12 protein-coding genes are annotated in these 19,271 nt (G+C 42.1%); 6 read left to right on the top strand and 6 right to left on the bottom strand.

The genetic code is table 11. The features are described 5' to 3' along the window. Positions 1–170 precede the first annotated feature (170 nt). Positions 171–1,052 (bottom strand): SDR family oxidoreductase, encoded by an 882-nt coding sequence (locus HWQ44_RS30475; protein WP_292725763.1) that lies wholly within the window; start codon positions 1,050–1,052, stop codon positions 171–173. A gap of 615 nt (positions 1,053–1,667) precedes the next feature. On the opposite strand from HWQ44_RS30475, the gene HWQ44_RS30470 reads away from it, so the two are divergent. Next, positions 1,668–3,269 (top strand): peptide ligase PGM1-related protein, encoded by a 1,602-nt coding sequence (locus HWQ44_RS30470; protein WP_292725762.1) that lies wholly within the window; start codon positions 1,668–1,670, stop codon positions 3,267–3,269. Between the two features lie 341 nt (positions 3,270–3,610). On the opposite strand, the gene HWQ44_RS30465 is transcribed toward HWQ44_RS30470, so the two are convergent. From HWQ44_RS30465 to HWQ44_RS30455, 3 genes are all read right to left on the bottom strand, one after another. Beyond that, positions 3,611–4,129, bottom strand: coding sequence for a transposase (locus tag HWQ44_RS30465; protein ID WP_334727471.1), 519 nt, complete (start codon positions 4,127–4,129; stop codon positions 3,611–3,613). 102 nt (positions 4,130–4,231) lie between these two features. Then, the gene (locus HWQ44_RS30460; RefSeq protein ID WP_292725761.1) at positions 4,232–4,762 is read right to left on the bottom strand and encodes a hypothetical protein; all 531 of its coding nucleotides are present in this window, start codon (positions 4,760–4,762) and stop codon (positions 4,232–4,234) included. Positions 4,763–4,946: 184 nt separating this feature from the next. Then, positions 4,947–7,004, bottom strand: coding sequence for a serine/threonine protein kinase (locus HWQ44_RS30455; RefSeq protein ID WP_292725759.1), 2,058 nt, complete (start codon positions 7,002–7,004; stop codon positions 4,947–4,949). 573 nt (positions 7,005–7,577) lie between these two features. Here HWQ44_RS30455 and HWQ44_RS30450 point away from each other — a divergent pair. The 5 genes from HWQ44_RS30450 (at position 7,578) to HWQ44_RS30430 (ending at position 15,792) form a co-directional block, all read left to right on the top strand. Next, positions 7,578–8,849, top strand: a complete 1,272-nt coding sequence (locus tag HWQ44_RS30450; RefSeq protein ID WP_292725758.1) for a DUF4255 domain-containing protein — start codon at positions 7,578–7,580, stop codon at positions 8,847–8,849. Further along, positions 8,846–10,837 carry an ATP-binding protein gene (locus tag HWQ44_RS30445; RefSeq protein WP_292725756.1) on the top strand — a complete coding sequence of 664 codons (1,992 nt, stop codon included), beginning with the start codon at positions 8,846–8,848 and terminating at the stop codon, positions 10,835–10,837. The genes HWQ44_RS30450 and HWQ44_RS30445 overlap by 4 nt, the downstream gene beginning before the upstream one ends. Before the next feature lie 234 nt (positions 10,838–11,071). Then, entirely contained in the window at positions 11,072–12,994 is a 1,923-nt protein-coding gene (locus HWQ44_RS30440; protein ID WP_292725754.1) for a DUF4157 domain-containing protein, read from the top strand. Between the two features lie 62 nt (positions 12,995–13,056). Next, entirely contained in the window at positions 13,057–13,668 is a 612-nt protein-coding gene (locus HWQ44_RS30435) for a HEAT repeat domain-containing protein (RefSeq protein ID WP_292725752.1), read from the top strand. Positions 13,669–14,433: 765 nt separating this feature from the next. Beyond that, the gene (locus HWQ44_RS30430; protein ID WP_292725750.1) at positions 14,434–15,792 is read left to right on the top strand and encodes a Rieske 2Fe-2S domain-containing protein; all 1,359 of its coding nucleotides are present in this window, start codon (positions 14,434–14,436) and stop codon (positions 15,790–15,792) included. A gap of 338 nt (positions 15,793–16,130) precedes the next feature. Here HWQ44_RS30430 and HWQ44_RS30425 read toward each other — a convergent pair whose 3' ends face one another. Further along, positions 16,131–18,506: a tetratricopeptide repeat protein gene (locus tag HWQ44_RS30425; protein WP_292725748.1), complete on the bottom strand. Its 2,376-nt coding sequence runs from the start codon at positions 18,504–18,506 to the stop codon at positions 16,131–16,133. Between the two features lie 120 nt (positions 18,507–18,626). Next, positions 18,627–19,052, bottom strand: a complete 426-nt coding sequence (locus HWQ44_RS30420) for a PIN domain-containing protein (RefSeq protein WP_292725746.1) — start codon at positions 19,050–19,052, stop codon at positions 18,627–18,629. Positions 19,053–19,271 lie beyond the last annotated feature (219 nt).

Here is a 19,271-nt window from a genome sequence, read left to right as displayed (position 1 = left end):
CAATATTTTGACATTAAATCATCCCTCCAATGGATGACAATGAGGGTAGAGTTAAGAGTGAATAAATAAAAATTTATGATTCCAAATTTTAGGGTTTTTGGATTTTGAACTTTGGATTAAAAAAATCTAAAATCCAAAATCCAAAATTGAATAATTCCTAACGATTCTACTTATCCATTGACAACATCTCCACCATTGACATGTAATACTTGTCCAGAGACATAAGAACTATCATCAGAGGCTAAATATACGTAGCTAGGAGCAACTTCTTCTGGTTGTCCCGCTCGTTCCATTGGTACTTGTTTACCAAAAGTTTCAACTTTCTCTTCGGGAAAAGTTGAGGGAATTAAAGGTGTCCAAATTGGCCCTGGTGCGACAGCATTAACGCGAATTCCTTTTGACACCAAATTTTTGGATAAGGAGCGAGTAAAAGCAACGATCGCACCTTTTGTAGAGGAATAATCTAGTAACTGAGGGCTACCTTTATAAGCTGTTACCGATGTGGTATTGATGATAGAACTGCCTGCTTGCAAATGCTTGAGTGCAGCTTTAGTCATGAAAAACATCGAGAAGATATTAGTGCGGAAAGTTCGCTCTAGTTGTTCTTCGGTGATTTCCTCAATACTTTCTTTCGGATGTTGTTCGGCGGCATTGTTGATGAGAATATCGAGTTTGCCAAACTCACCAACTGTTTGTTGTATAGCTTGCTGACAAAAAGTTTCATTCCCAATATCACCTGCAATGGTTACTGCACGACGCCCTTGTTTTTCTACCAAATGTTTTGTTTCTTTGGCATCATCGTGTTCGTTCAGGTAAAGGATTGCCACATCTGCACCTTCTTTAGCAAATGCGATCGCAACAGCACGACCAATACCACTATCTGCACCCGTAATCAATGCTACTTTATCTTGTAACTTACCACTACCCCGATACTGAGCATCATCTGCTTTGGGTTTTGGTGTCATTTCTGATTCAACGCCTGGTGTTTCTTGCTGCTGTGGCGGTTGTAATTTTGGCTCTTTTTTCTCTTTTTGCTCTTTTGATTTAGCCATAGATTTTGCCTTTGTAATTGAATATTGAATTGGGCATTGGGAATGGGGCAAAATAGTTCGGAATTCCGAGTGCTAAGTGAGATTTTCCACTCAGCACTCCTAAAGGACATTGCTTAAAACCCATCTTTCTCATCTCTCCCATTCCCCATTTCAAAAATAAACCTTGGATCGAAAATTCAACCCAAGGTTTATTTTTTGCTTTGACTCTCACTAGCAATTTGCAATTTTAGGCATTTAGATCCTGGATGTTTGCCAAACTTACTTATTCCTAGCACCTGTACGCAACTTACTTTATTTATCTTCACACCTGACCATGAAAAATAAGTACACAACTCTCATGTGATGAATAATTTATCTTTTTCATCTGCTTTAAAGTTAGCTATTATGTTGCTGTAGTTTATCGCTCCTTAGAGGGAAAGTAAGCTGCAATTAGCTCAACCTTAAGACTGAAAAGAAATTAAAGAAGTCGGCGTTCTGCGGGTTGCTATAGTTTGATTTATCCTTGCGGACTTCCTGAATTTTTTTGCAAAACTATCTGAATCCTGACACGGCGACTATACATCGTCCAAAAGGCTACGGGGTGCGCTACATTGGGATCATTAGAGGGCAGGGGTTATGGCAACACTAAATATTTCCGAGTTAGAGCAGGTTGAAAAGTTTCGCCACTTACAATTAACCCTGCGCGATCGCTGGAAAACGATCGAGTTATTTGACAATAGTGAAGCGGATATTTTAATTATTCCCTCCTTGAGTCTCGACCAGCGTGAACTTCAAAAGATTGAAGGTTGCGAACATTATGAAGAAAGATTACTATTTTCCTTAATTCGGTTGCAGAATCCCCGGACTCGGCTGGTTTATGTGACATCAGTACCGCTGCATCCTAGTATCATTGATTATTATCTGCAACTGTTGCCAGGAATTCCCTTTTCTCATGCTCGCAACCGCTTGTTGCTACTTTCTACTTACGATTCCTCCCTTAAGCCTCTGAGCCAAAAGATTTTAGAACGCCCCCGCCTGCTAGAGCGGATTCATCAATCTTTGAGGCTAGACAAATCATTTATGATCTGTTATAACTCTTCGCACTGGGAAGGCGAATTGTCTGTAAAATTGGGTGTACCTCTGTATGCTGCCGCACCAGATTTACAGATTTGGGGGACAAAAAGTGGCAGTCGGCAAATCTTCAAAGAAAGCGGAGTACCGCATCCAGATGGCAGCGAGAAAGTTTGGAACCACACAGATTTGACAGAAGCTACCGTTGATTTGTGGGAACGCCAACCGACATTAAAACGGGTAGTAGTAAAACTCAACGAAGGCATTTCTGGAGAGGGGAATGCATTGCTGGATCTAAGACCAATTAAGAATTTAGCACCAAGCATTGGGACTCATGCCGAAAGGGTAGCAGCAATTAGCGATCGCTTCTCAACAATGCGCTTTCAAGCAAGACAAGAAACTTGGGATAATTTTTCGGGAAGAATCCCGGAATTAGGGGCAATTACCGAAGCATTTGTGGAAGGGGAAATTAAGCGATCGCCCAGCGTCCAAGGACGGATCACACCCAATGGCGAAGTAGAAATCCTTTCAACCCACGACCAAATTCTTGGAGGCCCAGACGGTCAAATTTATCTTGGTTGTAGCTTTCCTGCTGATGAAAGATATCGATTGCAATTACAGCAACTGGGACTACAAGTTGGCAGACAGCTAGCAGAGAAAGGCACTTTAGAGCGATTTGGTGTAGATTTTATCGCTGTTGACAAGGGTAATGGAGATTGGGATATTCAGGCGATCGAAATTAACCTGCGTAAAGGCGGCACAACTCATCCATTCATGACCTTGAAATTATTAACGAATGGTCGCTATGACCTTTCCACGGGTTTATTTTATAGTCAGCAAGGTCGTCCCAAATACTACATTGCCACAGACAACCTGCAAAAAGAGCGCTATCAGGGATTATTGCCTAATGATTTGATGGATATCATCGCTCACCACAGACTACACTTCGACAGCGGTACAGAGACGGGCACAGTGTTTCATCTTATGGGTTGCCTTTCGCAGTTTGGCAAGTTGGGATTAACCAGCATCGGTGATTCTCCGCAACAAGCACAAGATATTTATAACAAAGTTGTCAAAGTTCTGGATGAAGAAACGCGCAGCGAAAATCATGATTTCTCGGGGTTTTCAGATTATTCCTTTCCTGTGGTTTGGGATGAATATAGTTAAGGAATATCGTTTGTCACACATGAATTGGCTGTATAAGCGTACATCTGCACATTGGTGTCAACTTAGTGCAGGGTTTCATTAATTCATTCGGATCTGATTTTTAATATATCCGGTATCCATGTCGAGACGCTTTAGCGGGGTGAAGCCCAATCTAATTTCGCGTCTCGACATACCCGAAATCACCACCTTTTAACTATCAGTAGATCACAAACTTTTTCCCGAAGGGCGATGGCTTGAAAGTTTTGTAGTCAATGATACTTTTTATCAGTTGCTGTTTAAGCAAATAGGTGGGACATTGATAAGAATCCCTTATAAAGGGGTAGCAACTGAGTTTCTAACAATTAACCTGATGGAAGATAAATACCTTCAACAACTTCATGTATTTTGTCAACAGCTTGACGTAGGAAGGCTAACATCTGTCTGAGACTAAATAATTGGCGATAAATTAATCTTCCGCCCTTCCTCTTCAGGCTAATTTTTAGCCATAAAAGGTTGACCCATATATTGACTAGAATAAAAGAGATCCCAACGAATAATAACCTGAGAACTGGTTTTTTACTTGTTGTTCTGATTCGACAGATATTTTTGAGCCTGTAACTACTTTCTATTCCAAATCTTTTTCTATAATCTTGATGAATATAAGATAAATTAGTTTTTATCTGATGAACCACATAAGCGAAGTATTCTACCCCATTTTGATGTCGTTTGCCTTTTTTATATTTACAGACAATCCATAATTCAAAAATGACGGAATCATCTTTATTTCCAGCCCTGGTCATAGTATATGTAGTTTTATAACTTTTTCTGCCTTTTAAAAACTGTTTGATTCCCCCTTGCTTTCCTGTTTTTATTGCTGGCATAAGTAAAGGGATATCTAAAGCTTGTAACCACCGAATGACGGGAACATTGAAGAATCCTCTATCAAGATAAAGTTGTTTTATTTGAATATTAAGTGCATTAATTTATGCTAATAGATAAGTAATAATAGCAACACTTGTATCCAGCCATCTAACGCCTCTAATTGCAAGGGTTACACGTTTTCCTTTCCGGACAACATATAAAGTTGCATAAGCATAGAAGGAGCAAGTACCAGATTTCGCCTGGCTGCGATATATATAGGGTAATTCCTCGTTACTAGGCTTGCCATAATAAGGAATTAAATTTAAATCAATAGCTAACTTTAGGTGTCCATTTTTAATTCCTTTCGGAACTCGACTTTTTAATGCTTGATTAATTTGTCTCTCTAAGTCTTCAAAATCAGTAATTTTGTTGAGATAATATCTAATATCATTTCCCGATGGAATTTTCTTCAAGGTCTTGGCTGTATTCTCAATAGTATCTCCATTGCTTGCGGCTCTCACTAAAATCTCAAATAGAGTTTTTTGATTACATGCACCTTGAGTCTTAATTGAGAAGTTTTCTGCCAAACACTCAAGAACTTCATTTAGAGTTTCTGTCTCTGTTATAGCCAGTTGTTCTAATGAAACAGTCAATTATTTTAACAAAATAATACACAACACTTTCATTATTTCACTTCTTGGCTTAAGCAATCATAAGCTTTATCTATATACTAAGTAGCTTATAGCACTTGAGCTTACTGATTATTTTGTTGGCGATCGCCCTTTTGGGAAAAGTTTGTGATCTACTGACTATGCAAATTGAATGCTGATTAGCTGATTAATTCTGAATGCGATCGCTATTAGGTAAATCTTGCTGGTTGCTTGGCTCTTTACGAGATTGCGATTGAGTATATATATAGGTTACTAATGCTAAAGTTAGCCCAATCGCCAACACCACCCCTAGGATTCGCAAGAAATTGGGAGTAATTCTCGTAGTTAGCTGCTCACTTAGCCTTGGTTGGTAAATAGTGTCATCCGTTCGCGCTTGTGGTCTCCCTTGACTAGACGAAGGTCGTGGCTGATACAATGTCACATCGGGTCGCACTTCTGGTCTACCTTGATTAGACCCAGGTCGCGGTTGAAATAACGTCTTATCTGGTGGTACTTGTTGTCCGCCTTGATTAGATGCTGGTCGCGGTTGAAACAACGTCTTATCTGGTGGTACTTGTTGTCCGCCTTGATTAGATGCTGGTCGCGGTTGAAACAACGTCTTATCTGGTGGTACTTGTTGTCCGCCTTGATTAGATGCTGGTCGCGGTTGAAACAACGTTTTATCTGGTGGCACTTGTTGCCCGCCTTGATTAGACCCAGGTCGTGGTTGAAACAATGTCTTATCTGGTGGTACTTGTTGTCCACCTTGATTAGATGCTGATCGTGGTTGATACAACGTCACGTCTGGTTTGCTAGCGTTCGGATTATTCACAGGACTTTGTTGACTTTGCTCAACTGGGTTAAACTGTCTCGGAATAGTTTCGTTATTTGAACCTTGGTTGTACCCACCCGCAAGGGGAGGAATGATTTCCTGAGATTGGTTTGGCTCAATCGGATTAAACTGTCTCGGAACGGTTTCGTGATTTGAACCTTGATTGTACCTACCGGAAAGGGGAGGAACGGTTTCCTGAGATTGGTTTGGCTCAATTGGGTTAAACTGTCTGGGAACAGTTTCGTGATTTGAACCCTGATTGTATGCAGATGGAGGACGAATAATGGTGTCGTCGTTCGATTGTCTGGGAACAGTTTCGTGATTTGAACCTTGATTGTATGCAGATGGAGGACGAATAATGGTGTCGTCGTTCGATTGCCTGGGAACAGTTTCGTGATTTGAACCTTGATTGTAGGAAGGTTGCGGTTGTCCAGTAATCTGTCCGGGTACACTAGTATTCCCTGTAGCAAATTTGCCAGCAGCTTGCAAAGCCTGATTCAGTTCTTCTACAGTTGCAAATCGGTTAGCTGGGTTTTTGTGGAGGCATTTCATCACTACAGCTTCCAATTGTACGGGTAAATGCTCACACCCTGGTTGCTCGCGCAGTGGTTTCGGTGGCTCATAAGCGTGAGCTAATACCCAAGAAGCTTCACTAATATGACTACCTTTAATGCTGATTCCAAAAGGGTCGGCTGCACTCAGCATTTCATAAAGAATAATCCCTAAGCTGTAAATATCACCCCTGGCATCCAGATTTTGATCGCTTTGGATTTGTTCAGGAGGTGCGTAACGAAATGTACCGATAAATGTACTAGTTATATTTGTAATATTGGAATTTTCTGAAGATTCACTACGAATTTTGGCAACACCAAAATCCAAAACCTTGACCCACTCTCCCAAATCTGTAGGCGTCAGAAATATATTATCTGGCTTTAGGTCGCGATGAACTACCTGAATATGCTCAGTGGTTTTGCCGCCATCTCGTTGGAGAGTCACTCCTTGATGGGCAAGCTGTAAACCCTTGCAAACTTGCGCCATAATCTTCACTGTCCGCTCAACAGATAGCAGCTTTTCGCGTAGCAATAATTGTCTGAGCGTTTGTCCCCGCAAATATTCCATGACGTAAAATGGAAAACCTTCCGGGGTAACTCCACAATCACTAATCTTAACAATGTGATCGCTTTGCAAAGCAGCACAAACTGCCACCTCACGCTCAAAACGCTTTCTCATTTCTAGTGATGCCACCAGCGTATCTTTGAGCAACTTCAACGCTACCTGCTGACCGACACGGGTATCTGTTGCCAGGAAGACTTCTCCCATGCCACCCCCGCCTAACCGTTTGTCTAAACGATATCGCTGGTTATCACCTACGAAGCGACCATTCCAAGAATTTGAAGAAGGTGGGGATTTCATCTGCAAGAACCCATCCTAGTTACTTTAAAGTGTTAACTGTAGTCAGAGATAATACTAGTATTGCAAATATGATTGCTTGCTTCGTAACCTAGATGAATATTAGTAATATATGCTACTAGCGTTTATCTAATTATACTCAGCTTAACATAAAAGTAATGCTAGCAATTTGATAAAATGTTTAAAATTAAGACTTATGGCAGTTGAAGTTTGTTCCTAATGTATAAGTTAACGCAAATTTCACGAGGGACTGGGGATTGGGAACTGGGGAAATTTGGGGGAGATTCACACACAGTACTTACGTAAAAACTGCCAAAAGCTTAATTTATCGAACTGTGTTCTCTACGAAACACTACGTATAGCTTGCTTCACGCAGGAGTACGCGCAGCATCTGGTAGAGAAGAGAAGAATTTGGAGAATGTGCGTAAATTCTAATACACCGGATTGTTGCAGAATTTATACTTAGTTCCCAATCCTCAATCCCCGCTACAGAATATTTAAAGTTTTGCAAAAAATATTCTGTCAATTTGCTCTGGCGTACATGATTAATATGTGCTATTGCCATGAGGAATGAGGATGAGTAATGTGCTCTCTATAGCCGCCGTGACAGCAGTACTTAAAGTCTTGCTGGAAAATGGTTTAGTCAGCGATCCGATCGCTGCTAGTGTTGGTGATGTGATTGTAACTGCCCTACCGCCCGATCGAATTTCAGTTGAAGCTGACGAGCGTGCTCAGATCAACCTCTTTCTCTATCAAGTGACGCAGAATCGCAATGTCGATTGGGTATCTCAGGAATTTCGGAGCAGGCACTCACGGATTAATGGAAACCCGCGATCTTCGACTCCACCACTAGCTCTTGATCTCCACTACTTACTAACAGCCTACGGAGCCAAGGATTTTCAGGCGGAGCTTTTACTGGGCTACGCGATGCATTTATTACACAAAACACCAGCTATCACATCGGATATTATTGAAAATACTTTGATAAATGCATCTACAACCAATACCTCAAGTGCTTTTTCGCAAGCTGTAGCAAGTGTGTCTGTATCCTATTTAGCTGAACAAATTGGGCAGATAAAGCTGACACCAGAGTTTTTTAATATGGAAGAAACTTCTAAGTTATGGTCTGCTTTACAAACGCATTATCGACCTTCAGCTACCTATCTGGCATCAATGGTATTGATTGAAAGTAGCAAATCTGACAATGAAGGTTACTACATGATGCCTTTGTCTCAACCGAATATAGAGCAAATTATGGCTCCAGCCAAGACAGAGCAAATGATTGTTGCAGGCACAACATTAGTAATTCGTGGTAAACGGTTACGCGGTGAGATTACACGAGTTCGTTTCAGTAATACGGAGACATTAATAGTACCTCAAGAAGTAAAAGAAACCCAAATCAGCTTGTTAGTGCCGCCAGATTTATACGCAAGCGTGCAGGGTGTCCAAGTTGTACATCAAACAATGGGCAATGCAGGGAAAACGGATCATTTAGTTGAATCAAACGTTGCGGCTTTTGTCCTACATCCAACAATTACAGCATTCGTTGCTCAAGTGGAAAATAGCGGCGACAATTTACGCACAGCAGAAATTACCGTTAAATTCCAGCCCAAAGTAGGTAAGGAACAACGAGTAGTTTTGCTACTTTTTGAAGTGTCAGATAATACGCCGTTAAATTACTCTTTTTTTGTTGCATCGCGCACTGAAGATACTGATGCAATCACTATTCCTGTCAAAAACGTCAAGCCAGGAACTTATATTGTCCGGGTGCGGGTAGATGGAGCAGAAAGTCCACTGCACAAGAATCAGTCTGGGGAATATGATTCGCCACAGGTGACTATTTTATGAATACTACAACGATTAATCGCAATTGGGATGAGGCAAACTACCGCTATCTATCAGCAGCCCTAGCCGTGGTGCGTAGTCTTTTAGAAAATCACACGGCCAGGGAGCAAAATCAACCTGACGAGAAAAACCAAGAGCATTTACAGCAAGCGTTACAGGAAGCTGCTGCTGCTATGCCTGCACCATCGGCATTGGAGAGAGTATGCAAAATGTTTAGCCTCTCATCCTTTGAACATGATTTGTTGCTCTTGTGTGCAGGTATGGAATTGAATGGAGATTTTGCGAAATTGTGTGCTATAATCCACGGGGATTCGCAACGTTCTTACCCAAGTTTGGGTTTAGCTCTGGCAGCTTTACCTGATGTCCACTGGGATGCGATCGCTCCAAATGCTCCCTTACGTCATTGGCGGTTAATTCAAATTGGTGACGGTCATGCCCTGACTCTCAGTCCTTTAAGAATTGATGAGCGGATTTTACATTATTTGACGGGTATCCAATATCTTGACGAACGGCTAGCTGGCATTATTGAGCCATTACCAGAGGTTAGTGATTTAGTACCCTCGCATCAAGATTTAGCAGAGCGAGTAGCAGCCGTTTGGTCGCAAGCTTACAAGGTTAATAGTTTGCCAATTGTCCAACTATGTAGTAAAGAAACTGCTAGCAAACGCGACATTGCCGCCACAATTTGTCAACTTCAGGGTTTAAGTCTGTGGGTAATGGCTGCACAAGTCATTCCCTTAGCACCTAGCGAGTTGGATAATCTCATCCGCCTGTGGACTCGCGAGACGATTTTAAGTCAGAGTGCCTTACTCATAGACTGTAATGAACTGGATACTAATGATATAGCGCGGCTGAATGCGATCGCTCATTTTATCGAACGCACAAAGGGCTTTTTAATAGTCACGAGTCGGGAACGGATCGGCTTATCACAACGCCTAGTAGTTAATTTTGACGTACATCAACCAACTAGTAAAGAACAAGGTGCAGTTTGGCAAGATGCACTAGGTGCGAGTGCATCACAAATGAATGGGCAAGTCAAAACCCTAGTAGAGCAGTTTAACTTAAGTGCCGCAACCATTCGCGCTGCTTGTGCAGAAGCCGCAGGACAATTAGCACAAACACCAGAAACCGATATCAACGATATTTTATGGGATGCCTGCCGCGTGCAAGCACGTCCACGCTTGGATGAACTCGCCCAAAGAATTGAGCCATCTGGTGATTGGGAAGACTTAGTATTGCCAGAGGCACAGAAACAAGTTCTCCGGGAAATTGCGGCTCATGTGCGTCAACGGAGTACTGTATATAACAATTGGGGTTTTGGGGCCAAGAGTGCTAGGGGATTGGGAATCAGCGCTCTATTTGCAGGTGCTAGCGGCACTGGTAAAACCTTGGGAGCAGAAGTACTGGCCCATAAATTGCGCCTCGACCTTTATCGGATTGACCTATCATCGGTAGTCAGCAAATATATTGGCGAGACAGAGAAGAATTTGCGCCGGGTGTTTGATGCCGCAGAACAAGGTGGGGTAATTTTGTTATTTGATGAAGCTGACGCTTTATTTGGTAAACGCAGTGAAGTCAAAGATGCCCGCGATCGCTATGCCAATATAGAAGTTAGCTACTTATTGCAACGCATGGAAAGTTACCCAGGTTTAGCAGTGTTGACTACCAACCTGAAGAGTGCAATTGATACAGCCTTCCTGCGGCGGATTCGCTTTGTGGTGCAGTTTCCCTTCCCCGATACTATGCAACGAGCCGAAATTTGGCGGCGTGTCTTTCCAGCCGAAACCCCAACCGCAGACTTAGATGCCCTACAACTGGCGCGGCTCAATGTCGCTGGGGGTAATATCCGTAACATAGCCTTAAATGCAGCTTTCCTCGCTGCCGATGCCGGAGAACCAGTGCAGATGAAACACATATTACGCGCGGCTCAAACAGAATACAGTAAGTTAGAGAAACCCTTGACTGATGCGGAAGTTGGAGGATGGAGTTGATTTTTCAATTTGTTTATATTTAAAGCGATAGCGATCGCAGATCAATTTATTAATCAGCAATAATATTTATAATTATTTTTATACAAAGATGATCGCAATATAATGCCAGAAAACGGGGATATTCAACTAGGTTCTAGGCATGGAGAAGATAATTTACACTTAGGTCGATAGCGATCGCAACTAGACAAATTATATAATATCTGTTACTGAGAATATTGATGGAGGAAAGGTGAGATGAGCGATGTCGGACGACAAGCCACTGGAAGTCTACGCACGCTTGGGCATCAGAAATCAGCCACATCAACTTTTACCAATCCTGCCCTTGCCTCCTCAACTATTCCTACACTAGCTTCTCCAACGCGTGGCTTTGGTTTACAAACAAATAATCCTCCAATCCAAAGACTAACTGAGGCATCAATTGACGACCTTCAAGAGGCGCAGTCTGTTGATGAGCAATTCTTGGAACCACAAGCCATCAAACAACAGCCTCTTAATCACGACATTAGTCGCATATCCTTGCATCGTCCCCAGGCAAAACTTACAGTTGGTGCGCCAAACGACTATTATGAGCAGGAAGCTGATCAAGTCGCCGATCAGATCATGCGAATGGCTCAACCTCAACCTATAGGTTTACAGGATACACAGACTCAAGACCAAGTGCAAACCAAACCTCTAGCAGCTGCCATAACTCCTCTAGTGCAACGGGAAGCAATGCCAGAAGAGGAAGAGGAATTGCAAACTAAGCCATCGCTACAACTCGCTACCAATGGCAGTTTCCCAATTGAGGACAATTTTGAGACTCGGCTAAACAGCAATGAAAATGGAGGAAGTCCTTTACCAGATGGAGTACGCTCCTTTATGGAACCCCGCTTTGGTACTGATTTTAGTCAAGTGCGGGTACATACAGGCAATGAAGCGGTGCAGATGAATCGGGATTTGAATGCCCAGGCGTTTACACACAAGCAAAACATTTTCTTTGGTGCAGGTAAGTCACCAAGTAATGATGCATTAACCGCCCATGAACTGACTCATGTGGTACAGCAGACAGGTGCAGCCCAGAGAAAATTAATTCAACGGGCAATTAACCCCACATACGACCTGACTCACGGTACTTTTGAAGTAAATGCCACACCAAACGGGGCAAGTCTACCGATTACCATTCGTTTCAAACCTAAAACTACTGCTCCCTACTCTAACCAGATTGGACTGATTCAGATTGTGCGTCTGACAAATGCTACAGGCACAAATGTCGAACCTCAATCTTTACCTGCGGCTCGTGGTGCTAGCCTACGCACTACAGCTAATGCCACCACGGGAGTTGAGGGCGGATATTTCACTGATGTACTGCACAATGATGCACCAGCCCACGGTGGTACAGGAACTAATGCCCCAGCGGGAAGTGCTTTACCTGCCCAGTATCCTTTTGGCAACGACCCAGCCCAACCCAATCCCGCAACCCCTGGACTTTCGCGACCTTCTTCTAGTGGTGCAAGCGGAGCCACTATCGGTTACAAACGCTCCGATGATCCTACTGATATCAAAGCAGCAGAGCTAACCGACGCTCCCGGAGGAACTGGTGAGTTCAACTTCGACTTTCAGACAGTGGCTAAGGGAGAAGATACCATGACAACTTACGGTGCGCTTCATTGGGGCTTCCAGATTCGCGCTGGTAAAGTTGAGAATGATCAGGCCTCAGCACAGGATGGGCAATCCGCTACTTTCGATGCGGCTTTGGAGAAGCATCGAGATTTCTACGTACACGAACCAGTCATTTTTTACTTTGATTTCGATAGTGACCAACTGAGTTCTAGCGAAACAGGCAAAATTGATACATTCTTGGATTACCTGCGGCGCTTCCCGGATGTAAAAGTTACTCCCGAAGGTTTCGCCGACAGACGCGGTGGTGCTTCTCAGCACAACCTGGATCTGTCTTTACGCAGAGCCGAAGCAGTCGGAGCAGCCCTGCGGACTAAGGGTGTAGCTGAAGCTCAGATTAGTGCTGTCACTATCGGCTCTGGATCAACCCAAGACTTTACTCCAGATGCCACTACTAACCAAGATAGAGAAGCTAATCGTCGGGGCAATCGCCGGGTCGTTTTGAGCTTTCAGCATGTGCCAGCAGCAGCACCAGCAGGGGGAGGAGGGGCGACACCGTGATTTGGAGAACGGCAGGAATATTCGTGACAGTTTTTATACTGGTCGTTGGAGGAAATTTATATATGAATAATCAAGACGCGACTGCAACACCTATGGAGCAGATTAAAGAACGATTCTACTCTACAGATCAAGACACTAGCGGTTTAGCACTGGGGGAATTGATCCGTTTAGGCAAACAAGCTACCCCCATTTTGTTGGAAGCCTTGACGCATTCCAATCCCCGTACCCGTCGTCTTGCTGCTGAAGGACTGAGTGAAATTGCTGACCCTGCCAGTGCTGATGCTTTGTTCCAAGCTACCCATGATACTAATGGAGAAGTGCGTGCCCGTGCTGCCACTGCCCTATACACATTAGGGGATAAACGGGCATTGACCGCTTTGGTTGCCACCCTTGATGATTACCCTGATATACTGCACAACCCCTACACAGCTTCGATGTATCCTTTAATGCGAGGAGGAAAAGAAGTTTTACCTTTGGTTGTTCCTCTGTTACAAGCACCTAATGATTTGACTCGTGAACGGGCTTTTTTGATTGTGAAAGCTGTAGTGAGTAAGCTACCCCAAGGGCAGGACTGGAATCAGTTGTGGCAGAGTTTGGGAAGTTATGATCCTGCTGGGCCACAGGCAGAACGTGACAAAGCTGCTCAACAATGGGAGCAATGGTTGAGTAAATAATTACCGTAGCTGTAGACAAAATCAGTCTGTTTCAGAAAAGCGTATTAATTATTTATAGAAAACAAACCTCAGTAATAAACGTAGGTAACAGTTCTTGGTACCGAAGGTAGGTTGTAAATATTCCTAAAAAATTGAATGTAGAAGAAGCATTTGAGATATTCTTCAGTAAGGTTAGGGACTTCCAAATAAAAAAATATCCAACTATTTATTGTGGGGTGGGCGTCTCGCCCGCCCAGTAACCAAAGGCGGGCAAGATGCCCACCCCACAAGATTGGATAATTTATTTCTTGGAAGTCCCTTACAGCAATTTTCAAGTAAATGAAGTACAAAATGCAGGATTCAACATCAGACATAAAGAGTTTCTACTTCCTGCCTCAAAACCCATAACTTTGGAGAGCATCCCAAATGTGTAAAAACATAATTTGTCATTGCGAGCGGTATGCAGTGAAGCAAAGTAATCGCAAAGTACAGATGTTGCAATTGCTTGATTCCACTTCGCTTCATTCGCAATGACAACTAACAATCTTGGGAAATTAGCCAAATTGGGATGTTCGCTAACTTTGTACTTCATGTAAAAGAAAATTACTGTAATTGCAGAAAATTAAGTAGAAATACCTCATAGCTAAATATAATAATGGTGAATTTGTACTCTTAATCTGAAAAGAGTTCAGTAGAGAAAATTAGACTCAGAAATAAATCACCCACATCTACAAAATTGGGATAATTTCTGCTGAGGAATAGACTGATATAACTCTGGATAAAAATATGATATTAGAAACAAAAAAATTAGAGCCGACACTAAAGAATTCTGCTTTCGAGACTCCTGAATCTCAGTCAGAATTTAATTGGAGAGAATGTTGGTATCCTGTGTGTTTTCTGCAAGACTTGCCTAGAAATCGCCCTTATAGCTTTTCGTTATACGATGAACCTTTTGTTTTATTCAAAAACACAGATGGACAGATTATTTGTTTAACAGATCGTTGTCCCCACCGTGCAGCTAGACTGTCTGATGGACAAATTATTGACGGTAGAATAGAGTGCTTGTATCATGGTTGGCAATTTGGCCAAGATGGTCAATGTTTGCATATTCCCCAGTTATCAACAGAGGCAAAAATTCCTGTTAGTGCTTGCATATCATCCTTTAAAGTTATAGAACGTCAAGAAATCATTTGGATTTGGGCTGGAGAAGTTGAAACAGCTGTTGATGAGTTAATACCAACTGTACCAAATTTGGATAAACCAGGATGTTTTAATTTAGATTACATGCGAGACTTACCTTATGACCAAAGCTATTTTATTGAAAACGTTATTGACCCCGCGCATATTCCTATTAGTCATGAGGGCATATTTAGCGATCGCACTGAAGCCCAACCACTAGAAATAGAAGTCCTTGAGAGTTCCCATCAAGGAATTCGTGGAAGATATCGAAAGACAAAAAAAACCAATCAGCCCTGGCAATTATTAGATTTTGTTGCTCCAAACGTAGTTCTTTACAGACTTGGAAATGAAGAGGAAAACAGATTTTTGGGAACAGCTTTGTATTCAATTCCCCTCGGTAAAAATAGATGTCGGGTTCTCGTCAGAAATTATAGTAACTTTTTTGACTTTAAGACAAAGTTGATGCCTCCTTGGGTAGATCATATAATGATTCGCAACAAAGTATTGGAAGGTGATATGCCAATAGTTGTTGAACAAAAAGGACAAATTGAGCGGCTAGGAAAAAATTTACAAGAATTGTATTTACCGCTGAAAACATCAGACATATTAGTAGTTGCATATCGCAAGTGGTTAGATAAATACGGTTTATCTTTGCCTTTTTATCAAGGTTATTCCACTGCAAAAAATATTGATAATAGCAATGATCATGAACAGTTAAAAACCTTAGACCGATTCTCACAACACACACTTATCTGTAATTCCTGTAGCCAAGCTTATCAGTTAACCAAACGATTACAACAAAGCTGTATAGGAGTTGCGATCGCTTTAGCTGCTGTAGCAATACTTACAGATACTTCTGGAATAAAAATAGCAGCAGTATCTACTTCGGTAGCATTAATTATTTTGGCAGTTATGGCTCAGAGACTCAAAACTCAATTTGAGGATTCCTATACTCGCCATGAATAAATTGGTGTTGCACTAACTCACTCAATTACTGTGACACAAACTTTGATTAACACCTGACTTTTCACGGTATCTGGAAAACCTCTCTCTAAATCTCTCTCCTTAGAGGAGAGAGACTTTGAATTTTCCCCCTTCCCGAAAGGGGAAGGGGGCTAGGGCATGTTTTCAAACTGCTCGTTTAGCCTCTTAACTTTTTAGATCCCCCTAAATCCCCCTTAAAAAGGGGGACTTTAAGAGACTCTTTGCCCCCCTTTTTAAGGGGGGTTGGGGGGATCTAAGACTTTGAAAACACGCCCTAGGGGGTTAGGTCAATCGTTAGCTTTTCCACATGACGTGAAAAGTCAGAATTGACATAGATTGGAAATTTTTTCAACTTGTTTCGGTGCTTTAATTTCAGTAAATAGCTGAATCGCCCGATTGAAATTCATTTGATTTTCATCGGGCTTTGCCATCTTTTGATTAGTTAAACCCAATTGAAAATAAGCTTCAGCTAGATCACACTTTGCACCTATTTTATCCAAAAGTTCGATAGCTTCTGTATGATTAGCAAGAGCTAATGTAAAATCTGTTTGTTGTCGATGGATTTCTGCTAAACCATTGAGAGTTTTTGCTTTTACCTGCATATAGTGACTTTCTTCAGCAAAAGTCAAAGCTTGGTGGAATATCTGATTTGCCTGAGAAAATTCGCCTAAATTGACGTAGGTTTGACCTAAAATTTGCATGAAATAGACAAATCTTCCAGTCTGTCCCCCCAATTTTTCGTTTGTAATATTTTGATAAGCTACATTTGCTAATACATAAGAAGCATCACGCAAACCTAAATAAGAATACACCAAAGCTAAACAGACTGAGGCTTTCTCTGCCCAGCGATGATGCTCGGTATTTTGAGCCAGATAAATTACTTGCTGAAATAACTTTGCAGCTGCCTCTAGTTCCCACAAATCTATTTTGTAAAGACCAATACTTAATAAAGAATCTACTTCTAACATCCTCAAATAGTAAACTGGATGTTTATTTTCTGGCTGAGGTACAAGTGATTTGAGTGTTTGGGTTGCTAGAGTAATAGTCTTTTCTTGACAAACGATCGCTTGGCTAATTTTACCTGTTATCCAATATAAATCACCCAATATATTGTAAAGTTCGCTGAGATTTTGGTCATTTTCTAGATTTTGAACAACTTGATTAATTGCCGCAAGTATCGGCTGAATTAAACCCATCCGATACAACGTGCTACCAAGAGGCAAAAACTGCTGCCATTGATTATTTCGGCTTTTTAAAATGACCTTACCCGCCAATTCAAATTCTTTAATTTCTATGTAGTGATAATAGGCTTCCAGAGCTTGCAAAGCATCTTTAAAAGTTTCAATTTGTTTAATACTAGTTGTCCAAAATTCTGCGGCTTTGTGGTTGGCAATTTCCCATTCATCGCTGGGGCGTAAACGTGCGATCGCTTCTTTCCGAATCACGGGATGCAACCAATATTCACCCTTATCACACTCTACCAAAGACCGATTTCTTAAGGAAGCGATGATTTGGCGATGTTGATCGGCTGGAACATCCCACAGTAAACAAAACAACCCTTGAGATGAGATGGTGGGTATATCTTGGTAACGATAACATCCCAAACGGCAAAGTAAGCGATATGCTTCGGGGTCGAGGGCTTGCAGACGATTGATTTGACTAACTGCTAAATTTTTTAAGTCCGTTGCGGCTAACGGATCGGCGTGATTTTCTTGCCAATAAAAAACCATATCACCGTCAAAATCCTCCTGAATTGAACCGCAGAGAATTCCCATTGCTTTAGCATTACCGCCATAAGTGCGATGCATGATTTGCAAGGTTGGCGAGTTGATGGCTAATCCTCGGTTGCTAAAAAACTGTTGCCATGCGTTTTCATCTAAGCCAGGAAGCCGATAGTGATTCACATTTAGCCCAGGTTCACAAAGGCGATCGCGACTAGTAATCAAAGTGACAGATTGCACTCTAGCATCAGCCAACACCCGCAATAGTTCTACATAGTTGCGATGAGAAGCAATCAAGCCACCTTGTTGATCCAGTGCAGGCTCGAGATTGTCAATTAACACCCCAATCCGCCGATTGTGGAGTTGGCGCTTGAGTCGTCCCAATGTAACCCCAAATTCTACCCCAGGTTCTTGATCAAAATCTTGTTTTAGCCATTCCTCTACTACTCGTTCGGCGGGGGTGATATTCTGCGTTTCCTTCGCCATCAGCAGTTCCAAAACCAAGTCAAACCCCTGAGTTTGCAGATATTGCTGCGCTAGAGTAGTTTTGCCTAAGCCTCCTTCACCTTGGATAACAATGACTTTCGAGCCTTGATTTACCAAAGTATTCAGGTGAGCGATCGCTGCTGTTCGTCCAATAAAATTGGTATCCTCTAATTTTGGGGTGGGATGTGGCGATCGCGAGTAATCAACCAGGCTGGATATCGCAGTAGTTTTTCTCAGAACCCGTTCTAAAGTAGCGCGACAATTACTTTTGGTTATCTTTTCTCGCAATACTTTAGAAAGCAACTTCCATAACTGAGAACCTGCATCCTTGGCGTGTCCTTCCGTACAACCGTAAGAATGAGCGATATCCAAGTATTTTCTACCCAACCAAACTTGCACAAGAATCACTTTTTGCAAATCGCTCAACCGTTCCCCAGTCTGCGGGGGAATTATGGCGTCTAACCATGCTAATGCTGCTTCAGCGTCCATTGTGTAACGACAAGGATAGTTCAGATTTTAGGGACAACTATAAATCACTCTACAGTTATGTTGCGGGAGTTTTCGGATAAGATTCTGTAAATCCGACTTTTTTCCCGACTTTTGCAAACTTTATTCAAAATTCAGCAGCAAGTTATTGAAAGGATTGCTGTTATTCCAACGGTAGGTATTAAAGTCTCGTTGATCAACTGTCAAAATCCGTCCATGTCCCAGATGTTCTGCGTGAACAACTAGAGAAGCATCTGCCATATCCATTGGCAAATCTGCATATTTTTCCATGAGTTCAATTATGCGTGCAACATGGTGACTTCGTAAATCAAACACTTCAAAAGCTTCCTGTGCAACCTCTCTCAAAAAACTACATTGAGCATTATTACCGCCTCCTCTGGCGAGAAGAAGGTAACAAGTTTCGGTAATTACAGGGTAAGCAGTGACTAGTGGTTCATTGAGAGCATTTAAAACTTGTAGTGCTAATTGATGGTATTGATCGTTTTGGTGCCCAAGTGCCACGAAAAAGCCAGTATCAGTGACGATCATACTTTTCTTGCATTAGCGATGTCTACGACGAGCTTCGCTTACGCACAATAGCTTCGGAATTAGCAGCTAAGTCAGTTTCTCCTTTGAAACAGCCGATAAATTTACTTTGCTTGAGTTTCGCCAAAGGATCTGTTTTTTGTTGCTGAAGTTGTTGATAGCGCAGTCAGGGTTAGCGCGTCTCAAAGCCTATTGACAATAGGACTTGCCTGATATAGCAAT

Source organism: Nostoc sp. JL34, from assembly GCF_017114945.1.
Taxonomy (GTDB): Bacteria; Cyanobacteriota; Cyanobacteriia; order Cyanobacteriales; family Nostocaceae; genus Nostoc.
The sequence above is the reverse complement of the archived record's forward strand: the minus strand, read 5'-3'. Positions and strand labels throughout refer to the sequence as shown.

Bases quoted from the DNA above. Each gene is read 5' to 3' on its own strand.
- HWQ44_RS30475 (WP_292725763.1), bottom strand. From the start codon at position 1,052: ATGGCTAAATCAAAAGAGCAAAAAGAGAAAAAAGAGCCAAAATTACAA.
- HWQ44_RS30470 (WP_292725762.1), top strand. From the start codon at position 1,668: ATGGCAACACTAAATATTTCCGAGTTAGAGCAGGTTGAAAAGTTTCGC.
- HWQ44_RS30465 (WP_334727471.1), bottom strand. From the start codon at position 4,129: ATGCCAGCAATAAAAACAGGAAAGCAAGGGGGAATCAAACAGTTTTTA.
- HWQ44_RS30455 (WP_292725759.1), bottom strand. From the start codon at position 7,004: ATGAAATCCCCACCTTCTTCAAATTCTTGGAATGGTCGCTTCGTAGGT.
- HWQ44_RS30450 (WP_292725758.1), top strand. From the start codon at position 7,578: ATGAGTAATGTGCTCTCTATAGCCGCCGTGACAGCAGTACTTAAAGTC.
- HWQ44_RS30445 (WP_292725756.1), top strand. From the start codon at position 8,846: ATGAATACTACAACGATTAATCGCAATTGGGATGAGGCAAACTACCGC.
- HWQ44_RS30440 (WP_292725754.1), top strand. From the start codon at position 11,072: ATGAGCGATGTCGGACGACAAGCCACTGGAAGTCTACGCACGCTTGGG.
- HWQ44_RS30435 (WP_292725752.1), top strand. From the start codon at position 13,057: ATGAATAATCAAGACGCGACTGCAACACCTATGGAGCAGATTAAAGAA.
- HWQ44_RS30430 (WP_292725750.1), top strand. From the start codon at position 14,434: ATGATATTAGAAACAAAAAAATTAGAGCCGACACTAAAGAATTCTGCT.
- HWQ44_RS30425 (WP_292725748.1), bottom strand. From the start codon at position 18,506: ATGGACGCTGAAGCAGCATTAGCATGGTTAGACGCCATAATTCCCCCG.
- HWQ44_RS30420 (WP_292725746.1), bottom strand. From the start codon at position 19,052: ATGATCGTCACTGATACTGGCTTTTTCGTGGCACTTGGGCACCAAAAC.